This is a genomic window from Amphibacillus jilinensis Y1 (assembly GCF_000306965.1).
GTDB lineage: Bacteria > Bacillota > Bacilli > Bacillales > Amphibacillaceae > Amphibacillus_C > Amphibacillus_C jilinensis.
Genome location: NZ_AMWI01000057.1, coordinates 49510 through 69435, shown reverse-complemented (window position 1 = coordinate 69435; position 19926 = coordinate 49510). Strand labels below are relative to the sequence as shown.

Here is a 19926-nt window from a genome sequence, read left to right as displayed (position 1 = left end):
TCGCTAAGCAACTTAGAAAAGAAGCTATCTCTAAACGTGAGATAGCTTCTTTAATATGTATGAAAAATTAACTTCACAATTCGCATATTTACAAACAAATACGAACGATATAGGCATTTACATTGAAGAAAAGGGCGAAGGAACTCAATGGGCGATGTCTCAGAAAATAGGCTCATTCACATTCGTGTTTAGTGATAGTAAAAGTCATTATGTAATCCACTGATATATTAATAAAATAATTCTATTAGACATTGAATATGACTAGCTATTGGCAAAAAATTAGAATATGAGATGTATAGGGTTTAACGATTAAGACAATACTACAAGGTGGAGGTGATGCTTATGCATCAGTGTAGTATTTGTGACAATAATAAAGAAAAAGGTATCTTCATCTATCATTTATTTGTATGTGAAGTTTGTGAGAAAAAGCTATTAAATACAGAGCCTGAGGATCCTAATTATCGCTTTTTTGTTAATAAACTAAAAAAACTTCATCAACAAGCAATAAATAGTTAAATAGAGTTGAGTCAGGACAAAACTAAACAGAAGTAATGAAAATCCAACCAACCTGGGCAAAGCGTAGGAAATACGAAGACTCCTCGAAAATAAACAATGATTTTCTTCGGGCGATGTATGACCAACGCTTTTCTTATCCTCTGGTAATAGCACGGAGGTTGCTGCAAAGTTATAATTTTTAATCATCACAATAATAAAATAAAAATAAGCATAGTTTTCATTTTTACAAAGACAACGTATGCTTTTTTTCTATGAAAAGAGGCTCTGTTTTTGCCTCTTTTTCATTTATTAACTTTATTACTTGTTTTATGTTGACTATAAACACACTGGAATGAAACATAGGTAATAGACAACACTTAATTATAAGTAACAAACATATCCACTATAGAAAGGTTAACCATCTAGAACAGGTTGTAGAAAAAGTAACAACACAATTAAGTTTTTTAAGGAAACGTGCTACAATAGAGGAAAAGCCTCTTTATAGTGAAGTTGAATGTACAGAGCTTATTTATTCGTAAAACAGCTAGACCAATACTTTTGCTATTGGGAACATACTGAAGGTACTGTAGTAGCAAAAGATGTCATACCGTATTCAGCTGGTATTCAGATCTTATTGAAAGATGAACGTATTAAGCACATGCACATTAACTATATAGCGTATTTAATTAAACAAGAAACAAATTTTCAGCAAACTCATGTTGCAGAAGGATGGTTTGTTTTTAAAGGAGAATAGATAGTGGTAGGTCAGTTTATAACATTTGAAGGTGGAGAAGGGGCTGGCAAAACCTCTGTTTTAAATAGTGTTGCCAATCAATTAATTGAAGAGGGGTATCCTGTCCTTACAACGCGGGAACCTGGAGGAATTCCGATTGCTGAAAAGATTCGTGAGTTAATCTTGGATCGCAAGCATACGGAAATGGACGCCCGAACAGAGGCGCTACTGTATGCTGCTGCAAGGCGCCAGCATCTTGTTGAAAGGATTAAACCAGCTCTATTAGAGGGGAAAATTGTTTTATGCGATCGTTTTATTGACAGTAGTTTAGTTTATCAAGGTTATACAAGGGGGTTAGGGATTGATCATGTCTATGAGATTAATCGCTTTGCTATTGATCAATTTATGCCCGATCTTACGCTGTTTTTTGATATCCCCCCTAGCAAAGGATTAGAGAGAATTGAGGCAAATCAAGGTCGAGAAAAGAATCGTTTAGATTTAGAGGACTTATCTTTCCACCAAGCTGTTTATCAAGGTTACCAATTAATAAAGGAACGTTTTCCAAGTCGGATTCAAACGATTAATGCTCAATTAACATTAAATGAAGTGATTGATTTAACTTATAAAGAGATTTTACGGCATTTAAAGAAATGATATTAAATTTTGAGGAGGTGGAAGAATGAAATTAATCCTAGCTGTGGTGGAAGATAAGGATAGTAATCGATTAATTGATGCACTAGGTGGGAAGGATTATAAAACAACAAAGTTATCAACTACAGGTGGTTTTTTAAAAGAAGGAAATACAACATTAATGATTGGTTGCCAAGATGACTCAGTTGATGAAGCCTTAGCAATTATTAAAGATAACTCAAGTCAACGTGAACAAATGGTTGCACCCATTTCTCCAATGGGTGGTAATGCGGATTCCTATATTCCCCAGCCAATAAATATTGAAGTTGGTGGAGCAACCGTTTTTGTTGTACCTGTAGAGAGTTTCTATCAGTTTTAATTTAATTAAAGGGAGCACGGTGCTGTGAAGATTAATAAAGACATACGATCTCAAGTCGAACCAACTAAAATAAGTCAACAAATCCAGGCCACCAAGGGATTGAGCTTTGAAGCTATGGTGAGTACTCAAGCACAGAAGCTTCAAGGTTATGAATTAGAACAGTTAATGAAGGATATTACACGACAAAGCGATAAATTACTGCGTTACCGAACCATTAGGGAGTTAGCAAAGTATAAGCGAATGGTTAAAGAATTTATTAAAGAAGCAGTTGGATTTGGCCTTGATTTAACACATTCACATAGTTTTAGTATGCATGGTCATAGTCGCCGGTTGACAATTGTTAAACAAATTGATGAAAAATTATTAACCTTAACGGAATCTATTTTAGAAAAAGAGAAACGTTCTATTGATATGCTTGATGTTATAGGTGAAATAAAAGGTTTATTAATTAATTTATATTCATAAGAAGCTAAGCTTATGCTAGAATAGGCTTAGCAACGGTAGAGTGCAAATCAATACGTTGATTTCGCACTTTTTTTACACGTTAAGAAATGCTAAGTAGGAATGAAAAGCTCGAGAAGTAAGGAAGGCAAAAGACATTTACTCATTATGAGGTGAATGCGTGCTTTTTCAGTAGTAGCTTAAACGATAAATCATTAAGGGTGTACACAATGAGAAGTTGGAACGATTTAGAAGGCAAACAACCTGTTGCTGTCGAGATGTTAAAACAAATGCTGATTAGAAATCGAACAGCACATGCTTACCTTATTCATGGCGCCCCAGGCACCGGAAAGGAAGAAATAGGACATTTGTTGGCCAAAAGTCTTTTTTGTAAAGACGGTGTCGGGGCAAACCCGTGTGAAAAATGTAAAGATTGTTTAAGAATTAATTCAGGCAACCATCCTGATGTGCATTGGATTAAACCAGATGGAGCATCAATAAAAAAAGAGCAAATTGCCCATTTGCAAAAAGAGTTTACCTATACAGGGTTAGAGTCCAATCAAAAAGTTTATCTTATTTCGCAAGCTGATCAAATGACAATAAATGCAGCAAATCGTTTATTAAAATTTTTAGAAGAACCAAACAGACAAACGACAGCTATTTTAATGACTGAAAATAGTCAAAGTATACTGGATACTGTAAGATCAAGGTGCCAAGTGATTGCTTTAAAGCCATTATCCCCCTTTCATATCCAACAAGAATTAGAGACAAGTGGTGTTACAGCAGACAATGCCCGGTTATTTGCTGTGTTAACAAATAATCTTGAAGCAGCTAAGGCATTAGATCAAGATGAGTGGTTTGCGCAGGCCCGAAAGTTAGTGGTACAATTGATAAGCACACTCCAATCTAAACAAGATGAAACATTATGGTTTATTCAGAAACAATGGATGGACCACTTTGCTAACCGAGACCAACTCGAAATGGGTTTAGATCTTTTAATGTATTGGTTTAAGGACCTTATTTATTTACACATTGATCAACAAGAAGCCATTGTTTTTCGAGCTTATTTATCGGAGCTCGAAAAGGGAATATGGGTTTGGTCGCGAAAAGATACAACACAGATCTTATACGCAATTATGGAAGCAAAGCGTCATATTGTTCAAAATGTTCATCCAACTTTAGTAATGGAGCAGCTAACACTGCAGATGCAGAGGTGACAATATATGGTAGAAGTTATAGGTGTCCGTTTTAAAAAAGCGGGTAAGATATATTATTTCGATCCTGATCAATTTAAGATTGTTAGGGATGAGTATGTCATTGTAGAAACAGCAAGAGGCATAGAGTTTGGTAAGGTGGTCATTGCAAATAAATGTGTCGATGAAGAAGATGTTGTCTTACCATTAAAGAAAGTCATTCGTTTAGCCAATACAAAGGACAAGCTTACGGTAACAGAGAATCAAGAAAATGCCAATAAAGCTTATCGTGTTTGTGTAGATAAGATTGCTGAACATCAACTTGATATGAATTTGGTTGATGTGGAATATACGTTTGACCGAAATAAAGTCATTTTTTACTTTACAGCTGATGGTCGGGTTGATTTTAGAACCCTAGTAAAAGATTTAGCAGCGATCTTTAAAACCCGAATAGAATTAAGACAAATAGGCGTTCGAGATGAAGCTAAATTACTTGGTGGTATTGGTCCATGTGGGCGGATGCTATGCTGTTCTACGTTTCTAGGAGACTTTGAGCCTGTTTCTATTAAGATGGCAAAAGACCAGAACTTATCGCTAAACCCAGCCAAAATATCCGGGCTATGCGGTCGACTCATGTGTTGTTTGAAGTATGAAAATGACGATTATGAAGAAGCAAAAAAACAATTACCAGATTTGGGTGAGTCGATTGAAACACCAATTGGTAAGGGAAAGGTAGTCGGTCTAAATATATTAGAGCGCGTTATTCAAGTGGAAATCCCAGAAAAAGAACGTGTTGTAGAGTACACATTGGATGAACTCATTGACCAAGGTGTTGTTAATTTGCAAACCACAGAATGATGAGGTGAAGTGACATGAACATGAATAAAAAAGAAGTGTTCGAACAAGTATCTGATATGGAAGAGCAGATTGGTCAACTTTACCAACAATTAGGTGATCTGAAAACCCACTTAAGTGAGTTACTAGAAGAAAATCATCGATTGTCACATGAAAATCATCACTTGCGTCAGCGTCTAGAAAATGGAATTCAACAAGAGGGAGAAATGAGTGTTAAGCATGATGACGATAAAGTTGGTGAAGGCTATGATAATTTAGCCCGCTTATATGAAGAGGGTTTTCATATATGCAATGTCCACTTTGGAAGTCCGCGACAAGATGAGGACTGTTTGTTTTGTTTATTATTTTTAAACAAGACAAAATAACGGGTTAATTAAATAAGGCGTTGTTTGTAGCTCACTACAAGCAAAAGATGAAAAAAATTCACGTATAACATCACACTTAGGGCATTCACTTAATCAACGAGTGAATGCTTTTCGCATATATAAGGTTAAAAGATGTAGATCATAGCTGTTGGCAGTGCTTCCTTAATTAAAGTGAACGGATTTGTGGTAGCTTTTGTTGCAAATTGTATTCTATTACAAAAAAATATCAATGATTAAGGTTGACTTTTTTCACGGTGTTACATATAGTGTAGGTGTATGAAATTTACATGTACAAGGAGAATGTTTATGTATCTGGTGGTTCTTAACTAATCCAACCAATTGGATAACTTGAATGCTGTTACCTAAATGATAGCTAAAGGGTTCCCCTCGGGTAATTCTTTAAAAAGACGTCTTTTGGACGTTTTATTTGCTATGGCATTGCAAGTAGTTAAGAACACGTTTATGGTAGATAACGTCTTTTATATTATAGTATAAGCCATTCCACAGAGGGATAGGTTTATACTTAAGTAAAGAAGGCCACTATGAACGTTTGTTCATAGTGGTTTTTTTGTTCCAAAATATTATCCCATGTGACTTTAGGGTGAATACCCTTAACTTGGATGATGCCTTTTAACTTAACCAAGCTATGGACAATCGGTCATCGTGTCATGCTCTTTGGATTGAAGTAGAGGAGGAAATAAAGGAATGCAAACAGAGGATTTAAAGAAGTTAGGTTATGCTGATGTAGTAGAGAAACTAGCGAATTACGCACATACAGAACGTGCGAAACAAGCATTGCTTCATTTGAAACCGAGTCAAAATAAAAACCGGATCATGCAATCGATGGAGGAAATTGAAGAAGCCATTGAAATTTTGAGAATAAGTACTAGTGTGCCGATCCACACAGTCGATGAGCTTACCCACATACTTGCACAAGCACATAAAGGTTTGTTTATAAGACCTGATCAAATCGAGCGCTGTTTATCATTTTTAGATCATTGCCGCAAGCTCAAGCAATTTATGAAAAACAAACAATGGGTCGCTCCTATAATTAGTAGCTTCGTTGGTTCAATAGAGGACTTTTCCACTATTGAGGCACAAATGGCTAAAACAATCCGTCATGGTCAGGTCGATGATTATGCTTCAAAAGAGCTAAGCTTTTTAAGAAGACAAATCAACGTATTAACGGATCGACTAAAGGATCGTATCACTCAATTAGCAAAAGGGAACAAATACGCCTCTTTTTTACAAGAAAGAACCGTAACGGAGCGAAACGGACACTATGTACTAGCTGTAAAAAAAGAGCATCGAACAAAGGTTAAGGGGACGATTCTTGATCAATCTGCATCTGGGGCGACGTTATTTATTGAACCAGACGAGTTAGGTGGCATTCAAGAGGAAATCAATCTGTTACAGTTATCTGAACAAACAGAGGTTGAGCGAATTCTTTTTGAATTAACAGCAGCAATACTTGAACTTGAGACAGACTTTAACATAGCAATTGAAGTTATGTTTAATTATGATGTCATTTTTGCTAAGGCGAAATATTGTCTTCACATCAATGCGACCAAACCTAAGCTTTCAACTGGCCAAACGATTCGGCTAAATCGTGCGAGGCATCCATCATTAGGTGATGCGGCTGTGCCTTTATCAGTAGCTTTTGGTGAGGCAGATCGGGCACTTGTAATTACGGGTCCTAATACGGGTGGTAAAACCGTTACCATTAAAACGATTGGCTTATTAACGGTGATGGCTCAAGCGGGATTACTTATTCCTGCTGAGGCTGGAAGTGAAGTAGCCATTTTTCAACACGTCCTTGTTGATATAGGCGATGGGCAGAGTATTGAAGATAATTTGAGTACATTCAGTTCACGCCTTGTTTCGATTATTAGCATCCTTAACCAAGCAAATGACCATTCGCTTGTTTTGCTGGATGAACTAGGGTCAGGTACTGATCCTGGTGAGGGAATGGGTTTAGCTATTGCTATTTTAGAGCAATTGTTTAAAAAAGGTGCAACCATACTTGCAACCACGCATTACAGTGAGGTAAAAAGCTTTGCTGATCAAACGAATGGCTTTATTAACGCCGCAATGGCATTTGATCTCGAAACGTTAAAGCCTACCTATCAACTTGTGCTTGGTGAGACCGGGCAGAGTCAAGCATTTGAAATTGCGTTTAAGCTTGGTCTTCATCCCAACTTGATTGAGCAAGCACATCTCTTAACTTATGGTGAGCGTGGAAATTATAAGGTTCGTCTTACTGAAGCAGAGCTGAATGAAGAAAAGTTTGCACGTCAACTTGTGATTAACAGACATGCTGGTGAGAGGAAGAAGAAAAAAAGCGAACATGTTACGCTATTTTCCCAAGGTGATAATGTCACCATTCTAGCAACCGGTGAAACAGCCATTGTCTATCAAGGACCAGATCAAACCGGTAATTATATTGTGCAGATTAAAGGAGAAAAACAAAAAATTAATCATAAGCGACTAAAGCTTTTAATCCCAGCAAAAGAACTTTACCCAGATGATTACGATTTTGATATTATTTTTAAAAGTAAATCCTATCGAAAGACGAAGAAAGATTTAGATAGGAAATATGTTGCTGACGTATGGTTAGAGCCAGAGGATTAAACTTCTAAATTATTTGACAATCATGTTAAGTGGAGCTGTCTATAACTGTATCAATGTTTTAAGCTGAGTGCGTTATCAATTTTAGCTGTCTCGGGATCACTGAAAGTATCAATGACTAGTGATCCCGAGAAATGTTGATCACAGATAACCCTCCGTAAAACACACCTCAAAATAGAACGCAGAGCAACTTTATATAGGTGGGAGCTAATGAACGTTAATGTCCTGATCCAGCTACTAATCAGTCGGAGAAGCACGAATACGCCCACTAATGGAAAGTTTGTTTTATCGATAAACGCAACTATCGCGAGGCTAAAAGCATATGATACAATGAGATAGCTTACACTTAAGCCAATCATATAGTAAAGAAAACAATGCTTACATACACCGACTAATGATCATCTTAGTGTAAAGATGATCCGGTTATTGTAATTTCGGTAAAGCAAAGTCATTTTGGAGGATAACATGGTAAAATTATATGAGGATGAAAGGTTAGACTTTCTTTTTACAGATAAATCAATGCAAATTATTCAGAGTCCAACTGTCTTTTCTTACTCAATTGATGCTGTTTTATTAGCTGATTTTGCTTCAGTTCCACTTAAAAAAGGTAAAATCATTGACCTTTGTAGTGGTAATGGGGTGCTTCCGTTACTAATGAGTAAATCTACTACGGCTCCGATTACTGGGGTAGAGATTCAAGCGCGTTTGTTTGATATGGCGATGAGGAGTATACACCATAATCAGAAGCAAGAACAAATTAAAATGATCCACGATGATTTAAAACATATGCCCGCTCGATTTGGAAACGATAAATTTGATTTAGTCACGGTTAATCCCCCATACTTTCAAACAAAACATCAAGACCATCTCAATAAAAATGACTATTTAACCATCGCGCGTCATGAGATCTTAACCACTTTAGAACAAGTGATTAAGGTATGCAGTCAATTAGTGAAATCAGGTGGAAAGGTAGCGATGGTTCATCGTCCGGGAAGGTTGGTGGATATATTAACATTGATGCGCCACTATAAACTTGAACCCAAAAAAATAAGATTTGTTTATCCTAAAAAAGGAAAAGAAGCTAATATCTTATTGATTGAGGCGACTCGAGATGGAAAGGCAGACTTGAAACTGCTACCGCCTCTTTATGTTTTTAATGAAGACGGTAGTTATACAGAGGAGTTGAGTACACTTGTCTATTGAACATGTTGTTTACATACTGGAGTGTAAAGATGGTTCTCTCTACACCGGCTATACAAATAATTTATCTAGACGATTACGTATGCATGAGCAAGGAAAAGGTGCGAAATATACAAGGGGAAGATCTCCTTTTCGCCTATGCTATCAAGAGCAGTTCGAAAGCAAAACATTAGCAATGCAAATGGAATATCGTATAAAGCAACTATCTAGGGCTGAAAAAGAACAACTTATACAGATGAAAAAAGAGGGTGAGTGTATTGCAGGAGCAGAAGAGTTATCAGACTGAACATACTGAAGGTGTTTTATATGTAGTACCGACACCAATTGGGAACTTGGAGGATATAACCCTCCGTGCATTGAATACATTAAAAAAAGTAGATTTAATTGCAGCAGAGGATACACGGCACACCAAGAAGCTACTTACACACTTTGATATTCACTGTCCACTTGTTAGCTACCACGAGCATAGTCAATTAACAAAGATAGATACATTGGTTACCAGCTTAAGTAAAGGTAAATCAATTGCACTTGTAAGTGATGCAGGCATGCCAGCTATATCTGACCCTGGCACCCCGCTCGTTCAAGCAGCTATTGAGCAAGACATTCCCGTTGTTGTATTACCTGGAGCGAATGCGGCATTGTGTGCACTCGTAGGGTCTGGCCTTCGCACAGATCATTTTTATTTTTATGGCTTTTTACCAAGGAAAAAAAAAGAACGTAACGAAGCTTTCCTAACTATAGGTCAACAACAAAGCACGATCATTCTTTATGAATCCCCGCATCGCTTAACGGCAACACTACAAGATATTCAACGTTATTTAGGGAATCGACGAATAGCGATTGCGCGTGAATTAACAAAACGTTTTGAAGAATATGTGAGAGGTACGGTTGATCAATTGCTTGAATGGGTTGAGCATGGAACCCTAAAAGGTGAATTTTGTATCATTATTGAGGGGAGAAAAAATCTAGATGATGAAGAAAGTAATTGGTGGGATGATTTGACGATTAACCAACATGTGGAACATTATATGAATGCAGACCAGTTACCGAGTAAAATGGCAATAAAGCAGGTGGCAAAAGATCGTGGATTGGCCAAGCGAGATGTTTATCAAAGTTATCATGTCGAATAATATTTAACTCAGATTTATCCTATTCGAATTTATTCATAGCAAAAAACGTCGTTTTTCAACATAATTTGGCATTTTTTGATATAATAAAAAGAGGCGTTGTAATTAACGCCTCTTTTTATTTACTATTTGTTAAGATTTTTGTTGATCTCTTCAACTAATGCCTTAGCTCCCTCAGGGCTTAATACGAGTTTGCCGTCAGCAAGCGATAGGTTATCATCAGAAATTTCACCAGTCACTTGGCAAGTCATGCTTGGTTTATACTTTTGCAAGATGATACGCTCGTCATCGACATAAATCTCCAAAGCATCTTTTTCTGCGATACCTAACGTACGTCGTAATTCGATTGGAATAACGACACGTCCTAATTCATCAACTTTACGTACAATACCTGTAGATTTCATTAAAAATCTCCCCTTTATTATAATTTCGGCATATTTCGACAATACCTATTTTGAATATACCAGTAATTTCTATAAGTGTCAATTAAAAAATTCCAAAAATATTGTATCTAAGGAAAAAAATTAAGCGATATGGTGTTTGTTTTCATTCTTTAAGCTTATTTTTTCCTAATAGCCATACAAATTAAACATACTAACGTTGCTTTATCTATTATCTAATTAATGATTAAATCACTTTGAGTTGGAAAAGATGTAAGGAAATAAGAAAAATCAAATAGCGATTATAGATGGAAAAATAATATTAAAAACGCTACAATATAAAGAAATACGTTATATTACATTAAACAAACCATTTGACTGGAATGGCTTTTGAATGGATACAAGGAGGAAATAGGACATGTCAGAGAAGAAGAAGACTTTTTATATTACTACGCCAATTTATTATCCAAGCGGTAACTTACATATTGGTCATGCTTATACGACAGTTGCTGGTGATGCAATGGCTCGTTATAAGCGCTTGCGTGGTTATGATGTCATGTATTTGACAGGTACGGATGAACATGGCCAAAAAATTCAAAAAAAAGCGGATGAAAAGGGCGTCACGCCGCAAGAATATGTCGATGATATTGTTAGTGGTATTAAGACATTGTGGGACAAATTGGATATCTCTTATGTTGATTTTATTCGAACAACTGAGGACCGCCATAAGCAAGTGGTTGAGAAAATCTTTGCTCAGCTTGTTAAGCAAGGCGATATTTATCTCGATCAATATGAAGGTTGGTATTGTACGTCTTGTGAGTCTTTCTTTACCGAAAGGCAGCTTGAATCAGGAAATTGCCCGGATTGTGGTGGACCGGTAGAAAAGGTAAAAGAAGAGTCGTATTTCTTTAAAATGAGTAAATATGTTGATCGTCTGATTGATTTCTATGAGCAAAACCCACATTTCATTCAACCAGAAAGTCGAAAGAATGAAATGATCAACAATTTTATTAAACCAGGCTTAGAGGATTTGGCTGTATCCCGAACTACTTTTGATTGGGGAGTCAAAGTACCTGGTGATGCCAAGCATGTTATTTACGTTTGGATTGATGCGTTGTCAAATTATATTACCGCGTTAGGTTATGGTAGTGATGATGATCAACGTTATCAAAAATATTGGCCAGCAGATGTACATCTAATGAGTAAAGAAATTGTTCGTTTTCATACAATTTATTGGCCAATTATGCTTATGGCTTTAGATTTACCACTACCTAAGCAAGTATTTGCTCATGGTTGGATTTTAATGAAAGATGGAAAAATGTCTAAATCTAAAGGAAATGTTGTTGATCCGATATCGTTAACAGATCGTTATGGTTTAGATGCACTTCGTTACTATTTATTGCGAGAAGTCCCATTCGGCTCTGACGGTGTCTTTACACCTGAAGCCTTTGTTGATCGTGTTAACTATGATCTTGCAAATGATTTAGGTAATTTGCTTAATCGTACGGTGGCTATGATTGATAAATATTTTGCTGGCAGCTTGCCTGCATTTAAAGCGGCTGAAGATGTGTATGACGAACAACTCGAGGCTTTTGCTGAGGAAACGATCAATCACGTTGAAAATGCGATTGAGAAGATGGAATTTAGTATAGCTCTTTCTTCGATTTGGCAATACATTAGTAGAACGAACAAATATATTGATGAAACCCAGCCATGGTTATTGGCTAAAGAAGAAAATAAAAAAGAGCGGCTTGGCAATGTCATGGCTCATCTAGCTGATGCCCTTCGTCGAATAGCCGTATTGTTGCAGCCCTTCTTAACGGAAACGCCAGAGGCGATTTTTAAACAATTAGGGATTTCAGACGCTCAATATAAAACGTGGGAAAGTTCAAGAGAAATAGGGATTATACCAACAGGCACGGAAGTAATAAAAGAAGCGCCCATTTTTCCAAGACTTGATGTGGAAGAAGAGATAGCAGTTATTAAAGATATGATGAAAAAGTCTAAACCAGAAAAAAAGGTTGAGCCAATTAAAGAAGAAATTATTTTTGACGAATTTCTCAAACTTGACATGCGTGTTGCTGAAATTATTAAAGTTGAAAAAATAAAAAAAGCAGATAAACTATTAAAGATCTATGTTGATTTAGGCACTGAAAAAAGGCAAATTGTTTCTGGCATTGCAGCCTTTTATCAACCCGATGATCTAATAGGTAAGAAAGTGATTTGTGTAACTAACCTTAAACCTGTTAAACTACGTGGAGAATTATCTCAAGGAATGATCTTAACTGGAGAAGATTCAGAGGGTAACTTATCATTAACTACAGTATATGATCCTACCCTACCAAATGGGTCTGTAGTAAAATAAAGCGCCCCTATTTTGAGGTGGGTGTTTACGGACTGTTATCTGTGATGAACACGAGATTGGACTTAACCAAATAGGAAAGAGAGAATCCGAACAATCTGAAGCGGTGTGTAATCAGAGGTTAATTGTTCGGATTTTCCTATCTTAGTATTCTCTTCTTTCCATCGAGTTTTTTGAGGGCGGTCTATTGAGATATCTGTAAGCAAGGCAGCTTAATTCATTTGAAAAGAATTGTCATTATTATCAATTAGGAGGTTTATTGATGTTATTCGATACTCATGTACATTTAAATGTCGATCATTTTAATGAAGATAGAGAAGCTGTTATTCAACGTGCTGTAGAAGCAGGGGTAACAGAGATGGTCGTCGTTGGATTTGATCACGATACGATACCGAAAGCAATACAGCTAGCTGAACAATATGATTTTATTTATGCAGCAGTGGGTTGGCACCCTGTCGATGCTGTTGATTTTACAGGTGAGGAGCTACAATGGCTAGAAAAACTTGCTTCACATCCGAAAGTCGTAGCTTTAGGAGAGATGGGTCTTGATTATTATTGGGATAAATCACCGAAACACGTGCAACAAGACGTTTTTCGACAGCAAATACAATTAGCTAAGAAAGTAGATTTACCTATTATCATTCATAACCGAGAGGCAACGGAAGACATTGTTTCCATTCTACAAGAAGAGCAAGCCGAGACAACAGGTGGGATTATGCATTGCTATAATGATGGTCCTGAATATGTCCAGGCTTGCTTAGAGATGAATTTTTATATTTCTCTAGGTGGTCCGGTGACGTTTAAAAATGCAAAACTGCCAAAAGAAGTAGCAAAGATTGTGCCGATTGATCGACTACTGATAGAAACAGATTGTCCATTTTTGGCGCCCCATCCTAACCGAGGTAAGCGTAATGAACCCGCTTATGTAACTTTAGTAGCCGATCATATTGCGGAGCTAAGAGGGATGACAAGAGATGAGGTAGGGAGGGCGACAACAGCGAATGCTCATCGCCTTTTTGGTTTGGATGAAGTGAAGTAAGAAATTAGGATATATTACGGCAATGTAACGAAAGACCTACTGTGTAACCTTTTTTTAATGAATGTGAAATAAGTTGGAGTTGAACGCTTAAAACCCTTGATATATAGCGGTTTATCTTTGTAATATTGTGAAAAACCTTGTTTGACATCCTTTTTGTAAGTTTATATAATACACTCGCGCTACAAAAAGGAGGCAAATAAGCATGGATTTAAAAACAAAGCTATTGCCAGTATTAAGAAACAAAGTCATTATACCTATTATTACTGTAATCACACTTATTCTTGTAACAGGATTTGTTGCTTTAGAAGTGACAAAGGCGGAAATTCAATTTACCTACAATGATGAAACAGAAACCATTGAAACACGCGCACAAACAGTTGAAGATCTGTTAGAAGAGTTAGATATAGAGATAAGCGAGCATGATGAATTATCACATAGTTTAGATGCAGCAATAGAATCAGAGATGCAAATTGTTTATAAAGAAGCACAAGCTTTGACCCTAGTGATCGACGGAGAAAGCACCATGTATTATACAACAGAAAAAACAGTAGCCGATTTTCTTGACAATATTGGGGTAGAAGTAGGAGAACATGACCAGTTAAATGTTGATGCTTCTGATTTGATTGAGGCCGATTTAACGATTGTCTTGGATCAAGCTGTTCAAGTGATCATTAAGGATGCAAATGAAGAAGAGAAGGTTTGGACCACAGAAGAGACCGTTTCTGAACTATTGGAATCAGAATCAATTGAATTAGATGAACTAGATCGATTAGAACCTGAGGAAGATGACACCATAACTGAAGATATGAAAGTTCGTATTACTCGTGTTGAAGAAGTAACGGATGTGGTAGAAGAAACAATCGACTACGCTACAGTTCGACGCGATGACGATTCCCTTAAAAAAGGAACAGAGGAAGTGGTTGAGTCTGGTGCGGAAGGCCTTGTCGAAAAAGAATATCGTGTAACGATTGAGAATGGTGAAGAAGTGGAACGTGAGCTTGTTAATGAAGAAGTAAAGCAAGAAAGTGAGCAACGTATTATTGCAGTGGGAACAAAGGTTGTTCAAGAGCCTGTTTCACGCAACGATAATGCGTCTGAGCAGAGTAGTAGTGCACCAAGCTCCAATACAATGACGATGGAAGCAACCGCCTATAATTGGAATTGCGGTTCATGTGATGGTCGTGGGTTAACATCCACTGGTTATAACTTGAAAGCTAATCCTCAAGGTGTTGTAGCTGTTGATCCAAGTGTTATTCCATTAGGTACTAAGCTATATATTGAAGGCTATGGGTATGCTGTAGCAAGAGATACTGGTGGTGCAATAAATGGTAATAAAATCGATTTGCATATGTCTTCAAGTGAAGAAGCGCGGCGCTTCGGAAGACGCACGGTTCAAGTGGAAATTGTAGATTAATAGTTAAGCCTGTTGATGCATGCGCATTAACAGGCTTTTTTATAACGGATAACGGGTGCTGATCTCCTGATTCACTGCCTACTGACTGAGGGTCGTTTTATTAGCACCAGCATTTAACGGTGCTTGCACTTTAGTTCAAAGCCGACTTATACTATAATGAATAGGTTATCAAGTTAACGGAGGTTAGATGGGTGCGTATAAAAGAAATTATTGTAGTTGAAGGAAAAGATGATACAGCTAAAATAAAACAAGTGTTAAATGCAGATACAATTGAAACAAATGGCTCGGCAATCAACCGTTCAACGCTTAATCAAATTAAACATGCCCACGAAAAGCGTGGGGTTATTATATTTACTGATCCTGATTATCCTGGTCAAAGAATCCGACATATCGTGTCAGATGCGGTGCCGGGATGCAAGCATGCATTTTTAACGAAGCAGGAAGCAAGAGCTAAACACGACAAGGGGATTGGTATAGAGCACGCTTCTGCAGATGCGATTAAACAAGCGTTAGCAGCCGTTTATGAACTCGATCAAGAACAGCCAACTGATATTTCAAGAGAAGATCTAATTGATTTTGGATTAATTGGTGGCGCTCGAGCTAAAGCTAGAAGAGAGAAGTTAACCGAACGATTAAGGTTAGGGTATGCTAATGGAAAGCAATTATTAAAAAGGCTACAAATGTTTAATATTACAACAGAGCAAATAGCCCAACAGATGAACGTGATTGTGCAGGAGGAAAATGATGAGTAGAGATAAGGCTATTGCAACACCTAGCCAAACCAAGATGTATTTAGCTAAGTATGGTTTTACTTTTAAGAAAAGTCTAGGGCAAAATTTTATTATCGATGTTAATATTTTAACGAATATACTTAAAGCGGCAGGGGTTACTAAAGACACAGGAGCAATAGAAATTGGTCCAGGGATGGGTGCATTAACTGAACAATTAGCACTTCATGCCGAAAATGTTCTAGCGTTTGAAATTGACGAACGTTTAGCACCGATTTTATCAGATACCTTAGCAGATTATAGTAATATTTCTATTGTTTATCATGATGTGCTAAAAGCCGATTTGCAAAAGATCATTACGCAACACTTTAAGCCAAATCAGCGCCTCAAATTAGTTGCCAATTTGCCGTATTATGTAACCACACCGATTATTACAAAATTACTGATGGCACGCTTGCCACTAGAAAGCATAACGGTCATGATCCAAAAAGAAGTAGCAGATCGAATGGCAGCACAACCTAATAGTAAAAGCTATGGTTCGTTATCGATTGCAATACAGTACTATGCAACTGCTCAGGTTGTTTTAAATGTTCCAAAGACGGTTTTCATGCCTCAACCTAATGTGGATTCTTCTGTACTCCATCTAACCTACAGGGAGGAACCAGCCGTATATGTTGAAGATGAATCGTTCTTCTTTGCCCTCGTTCAGGCAAGCTTTGGACAAAGGCGTAAGACATTGCGAAATAATTTAGCTCGACACTTTAAAGATTGTTATGATAAGGAAACCGTAGAAGCTAAACTTAGAAGTGCAGGTATTGATGGGACACGACGTGCAGAATCTTTATCGATCACAGAATTCGCTCACTTAGCTAATCACTTTGTCACAGCTAATCGTTCGTAAAACGCCCGCCTCAAAAATAGAAAGTAGAGTAAATCTATTGAGGAGGGAGCTAACGTCTACTGGTGTTGGGATTCACTCAACTACCGACCAGTGGAAGAAGAAAGAAAATCTCCACCGATTGAAGGTGCGTTTTATAATTGGCGGTTTAATGAGGTCAAGCCTTCGATAATTATAATATATCAGTACTAGCTCCGATATCGATATCGGAGCTTTTTTCACACCTATTTAACCTTTCACATAGGCTATTGTTAAGGTGGAAGGGGGAAAAGAACATGACGTTTATTGTTGGTGACCTTGTGACAAGAACGTCCCATCAACATGATATTTTATTTCGCATTTCTGCATTAAAAGAGCAGGTGGCAATACTACACGGTGAAGACTTGCGTCTAGAAGCGGATGCGCCAATTAACGATTTGGTTAAAGCGAGTGAACGAGATATATTGACACATGAAAAACAGGAAAAAGAACAGCTTGATTATTCTTTTCGTCTATTTAAACAAGATTATCAGCTGATGAAAGAAAAGCGAACGTATGAAAGCACAGAAGGCTATATAGATCACGCTGATTTTTTTCAATTACCAGCTCGTGTGTTACACCTTGATGGCGATCGCCACTATTTAAAAAAGTGTATTGATTTATATAAACGAATAGGGTTACAAGTTCATGGCTTATATATTGAAGAGTCAGAAATGCCATTAGAAATAGCAGGACTCATTCAACGAATACAACCAGATATCGTTGTGATTACCGGACACGATGCATTTTCAGAAAAAAAGGGAGATAAGAATGATTTAAAGGCATATCGTCATTCTCGCTATTTTGTGGAAGCTGTTAGAGAAGCAAGGCGGATTGAATCCAACTTGGATCAACTTGTTATTTTTGCTGGGGCCTGTCAATCTTATTTTCAATCGCTTATACGTGCAGGAGCAAACTTTGCTAGCTCTCCATCCCGTATCAACATCCATGCTTTAGATCCTGTATATATTACTGCCAAACTAGCTTATACTTCATTTATGGACAAAGTGATGGTATCGGAAGTATTGCGCAATACGCTTACTGGAGAGAAAGGTTTGGGGGGGATTGAGACTCGAGGTTTTTTGCGAACAGGAATGCCTTACTTGGAGGATGAGGGTACTGAAAAATAATACGTCCCCAATCAGTGGGATTTTCGTTCTTCCACTGATGGGTAGCTGCCCGGATTAGGATATTAGCGTCCGTTAGCCTCCGCCTCAATAGGTTTGTTCTACTTTCTATTTTTGCGGCGGGCGTTTTACGGGCGGTTAGCTGTGATAAAATTTTTGTAACAAATTTGTATAAACAAACTAAACAAAGCCATAATACTAACAGTTCATGAGATATCAGATTAAATTATGGTACTGCCCGGTAAAATAATTTATTGACAAATAAAATGAATTACTGTTATAATAAAATATTTTATTGACTAATTTATTGGTCCATGCTATAATGAATGAAGTGAGGTGGAGTATAGTGGCGAAAACGTTAGTTGAAATTAAACGAGTCCTAGATGGCCAGATTGGAAAACGTCTGAAGCTTATTGCGAATGGCGGAAGAAAAAAGACGGTAGAACGTTATGGAACGCTTGCAGAAACTTATCCAGCAGTCTTCATTGTAGCTTTGGATCAAGATGAAAATGCATTTGAGCGTGTTTCCTATAGCTACGCAGACATCTTAACGGAAACTGTGGAATTAAGCTTCATCGAAGAAAGAAATAAGATAGCGGTTGGTGAGCAGTAATATCATTTGCTGCTTTCTTTGTGTCTTGGTATAGGCAATTTTATCAACACCACAATAGTGGTGTTTTTTTGTGCGATTGTTTTGACCACTTTCAAGCTCTTAGCGCTATGTGCTTTTGATTTTACTCTTAACAGAATATTGATGTATTAAGCCGTCAAAATCGTATCCATCTTATTATGAACTAAAATTAGGTTTTAATATGGAAGAGAGATCAGCGTGATTGACATGCAGGCAGTGACTCCAGTGGGGATGATGGCTGTTTTATTTTAGCTGAGTTTTGTCTCAGCCTCATATTTCTCACTAAAAGACTGTTGATTTCAAAATCAGCAGTCTTTTTATTTGGAAATATGTTATGATGTGATTACAACCAATGGTTAAAGGAAAATGCTAGAAGAGGATGACAAAGATGCGTGTTTTTGAAAAAGCGCCAGCCAAAATTAACTTAACCTTAGATGTACTTTATAAACGACCTGATCAATACCATGAAGTTGAAATGGTGATGACAACAATTGATTTGGCTGATCGCCTTGAACTTATTGAAATGCAAACAGATCAAATTGTGATTGAATCTGAAAGTAAGTATGTTCCAAATGATGAAAGAAATTTGGCGTACCAAGCTGCAGAATTAATAAAAAGAAGTTATAACATAACAAAGGGTATAAAAATAATAATTGATAAACAGATTCCGGTTGCCGCTGGGTTAGCAGGAGGAAGTAGTGATGCAGCAGCGACCTTAAGAGGTCTTAACCGCCTTTGGTCCTTAAATATTTCAACACATGAACTAGCCACATTAGGTGCTCAAATAGGATCTGATGTTTCTTTTTGTGTTTACAATTCGACAGCCGTTGCGCGGGGGCGTGGAGAAAAGATTATGACACTACCTGCTCCTCCTGCTTGTTGGGTGGTATTGGCTAAACCAACAATAGGCGTGTCGACACCTTCAGTCTATCAACATCTGGATTTAAGCAATATAGATCATCCTAATACTGAGCAGATGATTAAAGCTATTCAGACGAATAACTATCAACAAGTGATCGACCATTTAGGTAACGTATTAGAAAGTGTAACATTGCAGCAGTACTCGGAAGTTGGTCAAATTAAAACGTTAATGGAATCATCTGGTGCAGATGCTGTGTTAATGAGTGGTAGTGGTCCGACAGTCTATGGACTAACACGCCAAGAAAGTAGAGCAGACCGTATTTATAATAGTCTACGAGGCTTTTGCCAAGAAGTTTTTGTCGTTCGATTGTTAGGCACTTGAAAACGACTTGATTAAAACCGTATAAAATGGTATATTTGGT

At 37.2% G+C, this 19926-nt stretch carries 21 protein-coding genes; 20 read left to right on the top strand and 1 reads right to left on the bottom strand.

Annotation, left to right across the window (positions count from 1 at the left end; genetic code table 11):
• Window positions 1-342 precede the first annotated feature (342 nt).
• The 12 genes from B494_RS0100350 (at window position 343) to rsmI (ending at window position 10049) form a co-directional block, all read left to right on the top strand.
• A complete protein-coding gene (locus tag B494_RS0100350; RefSeq protein WP_017470368.1) occupies window positions 343-516 on the top strand; it encodes a sigma factor G inhibitor Gin in 174 nt (57 codons plus the stop codon).
• Between the two features lie 493 nt (window positions 517-1009).
• Window positions 1010-1249 (top strand): hypothetical protein, encoded by a 240-nt coding sequence (locus tag B494_RS0100345; protein WP_017470367.1) that lies wholly within the window; start codon window positions 1010-1012, stop codon window positions 1247-1249.
• Window positions 1250-1252: 3 nt separating this feature from the next.
• Entirely contained in the window at window positions 1253-1882 is a 630-nt protein-coding gene (gene tmk / locus B494_RS0100340) for a dTMP kinase (protein ID WP_017470366.1), read from the top strand.
• A gap of 25 nt (window positions 1883-1907) precedes the next feature.
• Window positions 1908-2237: a cyclic-di-AMP receptor gene (locus B494_RS0100335; RefSeq protein ID WP_017470365.1), complete on the top strand. Its 330-nt coding sequence runs from the start codon at window positions 1908-1910 to the stop codon at window positions 2235-2237.
• A gap of 24 nt (window positions 2238-2261) precedes the next feature.
• Window positions 2262-2702 (top strand): YaaR family protein, encoded by a 441-nt coding sequence (locus B494_RS0100330; RefSeq protein ID WP_017470364.1) that lies wholly within the window; start codon window positions 2262-2264, stop codon window positions 2700-2702.
• Window positions 2703-2908: 206 nt separating this feature from the next.
• The gene (gene holB, locus B494_RS0100325; protein ID WP_017470363.1) at window positions 2909-3895 is read left to right on the top strand and encodes a DNA polymerase III subunit delta'; all 987 of its coding nucleotides are present in this window, start codon (window positions 2909-2911) and stop codon (window positions 3893-3895) included.
• Window positions 3896-3901: 6 nt separating this feature from the next.
• On the top strand, window positions 3902-4729 hold the full coding sequence (locus tag B494_RS0100320) for a PSP1 domain-containing protein (RefSeq protein ID WP_017470362.1): 828 nt from the start codon (window positions 3902-3904) through the stop codon (window positions 4727-4729).
• 20 nt (window positions 4730-4749) lie between these two features.
• Window positions 4750-5091, top strand: coding sequence for a DNA replication initiation control protein YabA (yabA, locus tag B494_RS0100315; protein WP_026065089.1), 342 nt, complete (start codon window positions 4750-4752; stop codon window positions 5089-5091).
• 705 nt (window positions 5092-5796) lie between these two features.
• Window positions 5797-7722, top strand: coding sequence for an endonuclease MutS2 (locus tag B494_RS0100310; RefSeq protein WP_017470360.1), 1926 nt, complete (start codon window positions 5797-5799; stop codon window positions 7720-7722).
• Window positions 7723-8184: 462 nt separating this feature from the next.
• Window positions 8185-8922: a tRNA1(Val) (adenine(37)-N6)-methyltransferase gene (locus B494_RS0100300; RefSeq protein WP_017470358.1), complete on the top strand. Its 738-nt coding sequence runs from the start codon at window positions 8185-8187 to the stop codon at window positions 8920-8922.
• Window positions 8912-9205, top strand: coding sequence for a GIY-YIG nuclease family protein (locus tag B494_RS0100295; RefSeq protein ID WP_017470357.1), 294 nt, complete (start codon window positions 8912-8914; stop codon window positions 9203-9205). Before B494_RS0100300 ends, B494_RS0100295 begins: the two co-directional genes overlap by 11 nt.
• Complete coding sequence (gene rsmI / locus B494_RS0100290; RefSeq protein ID WP_017470356.1) at window positions 9177-10049, top strand: 16S rRNA (cytidine(1402)-2'-O)-methyltransferase; 873 nt, start codon at window positions 9177-9179, stop codon at window positions 10047-10049. The genes B494_RS0100295 and rsmI overlap by 29 nt, the downstream gene beginning before the upstream one ends.
• Before the next feature lie 122 nt (window positions 10050-10171).
• On the opposite strand, the gene B494_RS0100285 is transcribed toward rsmI, so the two are convergent.
• Window positions 10172-10450: an AbrB/MazE/SpoVT family DNA-binding domain-containing protein gene (locus tag B494_RS0100285; RefSeq protein ID WP_017470355.1), complete on the bottom strand. Its 279-nt coding sequence runs from the start codon at window positions 10448-10450 to the stop codon at window positions 10172-10174.
• 394 nt (window positions 10451-10844) lie between these two features.
• Between B494_RS0100285 and metG the strand changes: the two genes are divergently transcribed.
• The 8 genes from metG (at window position 10845) to ispE (ending at window position 19886) form a co-directional block, all read left to right on the top strand.
• Complete coding sequence (metG, locus tag B494_RS0100280; protein WP_017470354.1) at window positions 10845-12791, top strand: methionine--tRNA ligase; 1947 nt, start codon at window positions 10845-10847, stop codon at window positions 12789-12791.
• Between the two features lie 259 nt (window positions 12792-13050).
• Window positions 13051-13827, top strand: a complete 777-nt coding sequence (locus B494_RS0100275; protein WP_017470353.1) for a TatD family hydrolase — start codon at window positions 13051-13053, stop codon at window positions 13825-13827.
• Between the two features lie 202 nt (window positions 13828-14029).
• Window positions 14030-15241 carry a ubiquitin-like domain-containing protein gene (locus tag B494_RS0100270; RefSeq protein WP_017470352.1) on the top strand — a complete coding sequence of 404 codons (1212 nt, stop codon included), beginning with the start codon at window positions 14030-14032 and terminating at the stop codon, window positions 15239-15241.
• Window positions 15242-15432: 191 nt separating this feature from the next.
• Window positions 15433-15993, top strand: coding sequence for a ribonuclease M5 (gene rnmV / locus B494_RS0100265; protein ID WP_017470351.1), 561 nt, complete (start codon window positions 15433-15435; stop codon window positions 15991-15993).
• Window positions 15986-16870, top strand: coding sequence for a 16S rRNA (adenine(1518)-N(6)/adenine(1519)-N(6))-dimethyltransferase RsmA (gene rsmA, locus B494_RS0100260; protein WP_017470350.1), 885 nt, complete (start codon window positions 15986-15988; stop codon window positions 16868-16870). Before rnmV ends, rsmA begins: the two co-directional genes overlap by 8 nt.
• A 272-nt stretch (window positions 16871-17142) precedes the next feature.
• Window positions 17143-18015: a sporulation peptidase YabG gene (gene yabG, locus B494_RS0100255; RefSeq protein ID WP_017470349.1), complete on the top strand. Its 873-nt coding sequence runs from the start codon at window positions 17143-17145 to the stop codon at window positions 18013-18015.
• A gap of 343 nt (window positions 18016-18358) precedes the next feature.
• Window positions 18359-18625 (top strand): biofilm formation stimulator Veg, encoded by a 267-nt coding sequence (gene veg / locus B494_RS0100250; protein WP_017470348.1) that lies wholly within the window; start codon window positions 18359-18361, stop codon window positions 18623-18625.
• A gap of 406 nt (window positions 18626-19031) precedes the next feature.
• Window positions 19032-19886 (top strand): 4-(cytidine 5'-diphospho)-2-C-methyl-D-erythritol kinase, encoded by an 855-nt coding sequence (gene ispE / locus B494_RS0100245; RefSeq protein WP_017470347.1) that lies wholly within the window; start codon window positions 19032-19034, stop codon window positions 19884-19886.
• Window positions 19887-19926: the final 40 nt, after the last annotated feature.

What these genes read in the sequence shown, in the direction of transcription:
- holB (WP_017470363.1), top strand. Translation starts at nt 2,909, where the DNA reads ATGAGAAGTTGGAACGATTTAGAAGGCAAACAACCTGTTGCTGTCGAG.
- rsmA (WP_017470350.1), top strand. Translation starts at nt 15,986, where the DNA reads ATGAGTAGAGATAAGGCTATTGCAACACCTAGCCAAACCAAGATGTAT.
- B494_RS0100350 (WP_017470368.1), top strand. Translation starts at nt 343, where the DNA reads ATGCATCAGTGTAGTATTTGTGACAATAATAAAGAAAAAGGTATCTTC.
- B494_RS0100320 (WP_017470362.1), top strand. Translation starts at nt 3,902, where the DNA reads ATGGTAGAAGTTATAGGTGTCCGTTTTAAAAAAGCGGGTAAGATATAT.
- B494_RS0100335 (WP_017470365.1), top strand. Translation starts at nt 1,908, where the DNA reads ATGAAATTAATCCTAGCTGTGGTGGAAGATAAGGATAGTAATCGATTA.
- B494_RS0100310 (WP_017470360.1), top strand. Translation starts at nt 5,797, where the DNA reads ATGCAAACAGAGGATTTAAAGAAGTTAGGTTATGCTGATGTAGTAGAG.
- yabG (WP_017470349.1), top strand. Translation starts at nt 17,143, where the DNA reads ATGACGTTTATTGTTGGTGACCTTGTGACAAGAACGTCCCATCAACAT.
- yabA (WP_026065089.1), top strand. Translation starts at nt 4,750, where the DNA reads ATGAATAAAAAAGAAGTGTTCGAACAAGTATCTGATATGGAAGAGCAG.
- ispE (WP_017470347.1), top strand. Translation starts at nt 19,032, where the DNA reads ATGCGTGTTTTTGAAAAAGCGCCAGCCAAAATTAACTTAACCTTAGAT.
- B494_RS0100270 (WP_017470352.1), top strand. Translation starts at nt 14,030, where the DNA reads ATGGATTTAAAAACAAAGCTATTGCCAGTATTAAGAAACAAAGTCATT.
- B494_RS0100300 (WP_017470358.1), top strand. Translation starts at nt 8,185, where the DNA reads ATGGTAAAATTATATGAGGATGAAAGGTTAGACTTTCTTTTTACAGAT.
- B494_RS0100345 (WP_017470367.1), top strand. Translation starts at nt 1,010, where the DNA reads ATGTACAGAGCTTATTTATTCGTAAAACAGCTAGACCAATACTTTTGC.
- B494_RS0100285 (WP_017470355.1), bottom strand. Translation starts at nt 10,450, where the DNA reads ATGAAATCTACAGGTATTGTACGTAAAGTTGATGAATTAGGACGTGTC.
- B494_RS0100275 (WP_017470353.1), top strand. Translation starts at nt 13,051, where the DNA reads ATGTTATTCGATACTCATGTACATTTAAATGTCGATCATTTTAATGAA.
- metG (WP_017470354.1), top strand. Translation starts at nt 10,845, where the DNA reads ATGTCAGAGAAGAAGAAGACTTTTTATATTACTACGCCAATTTATTAT.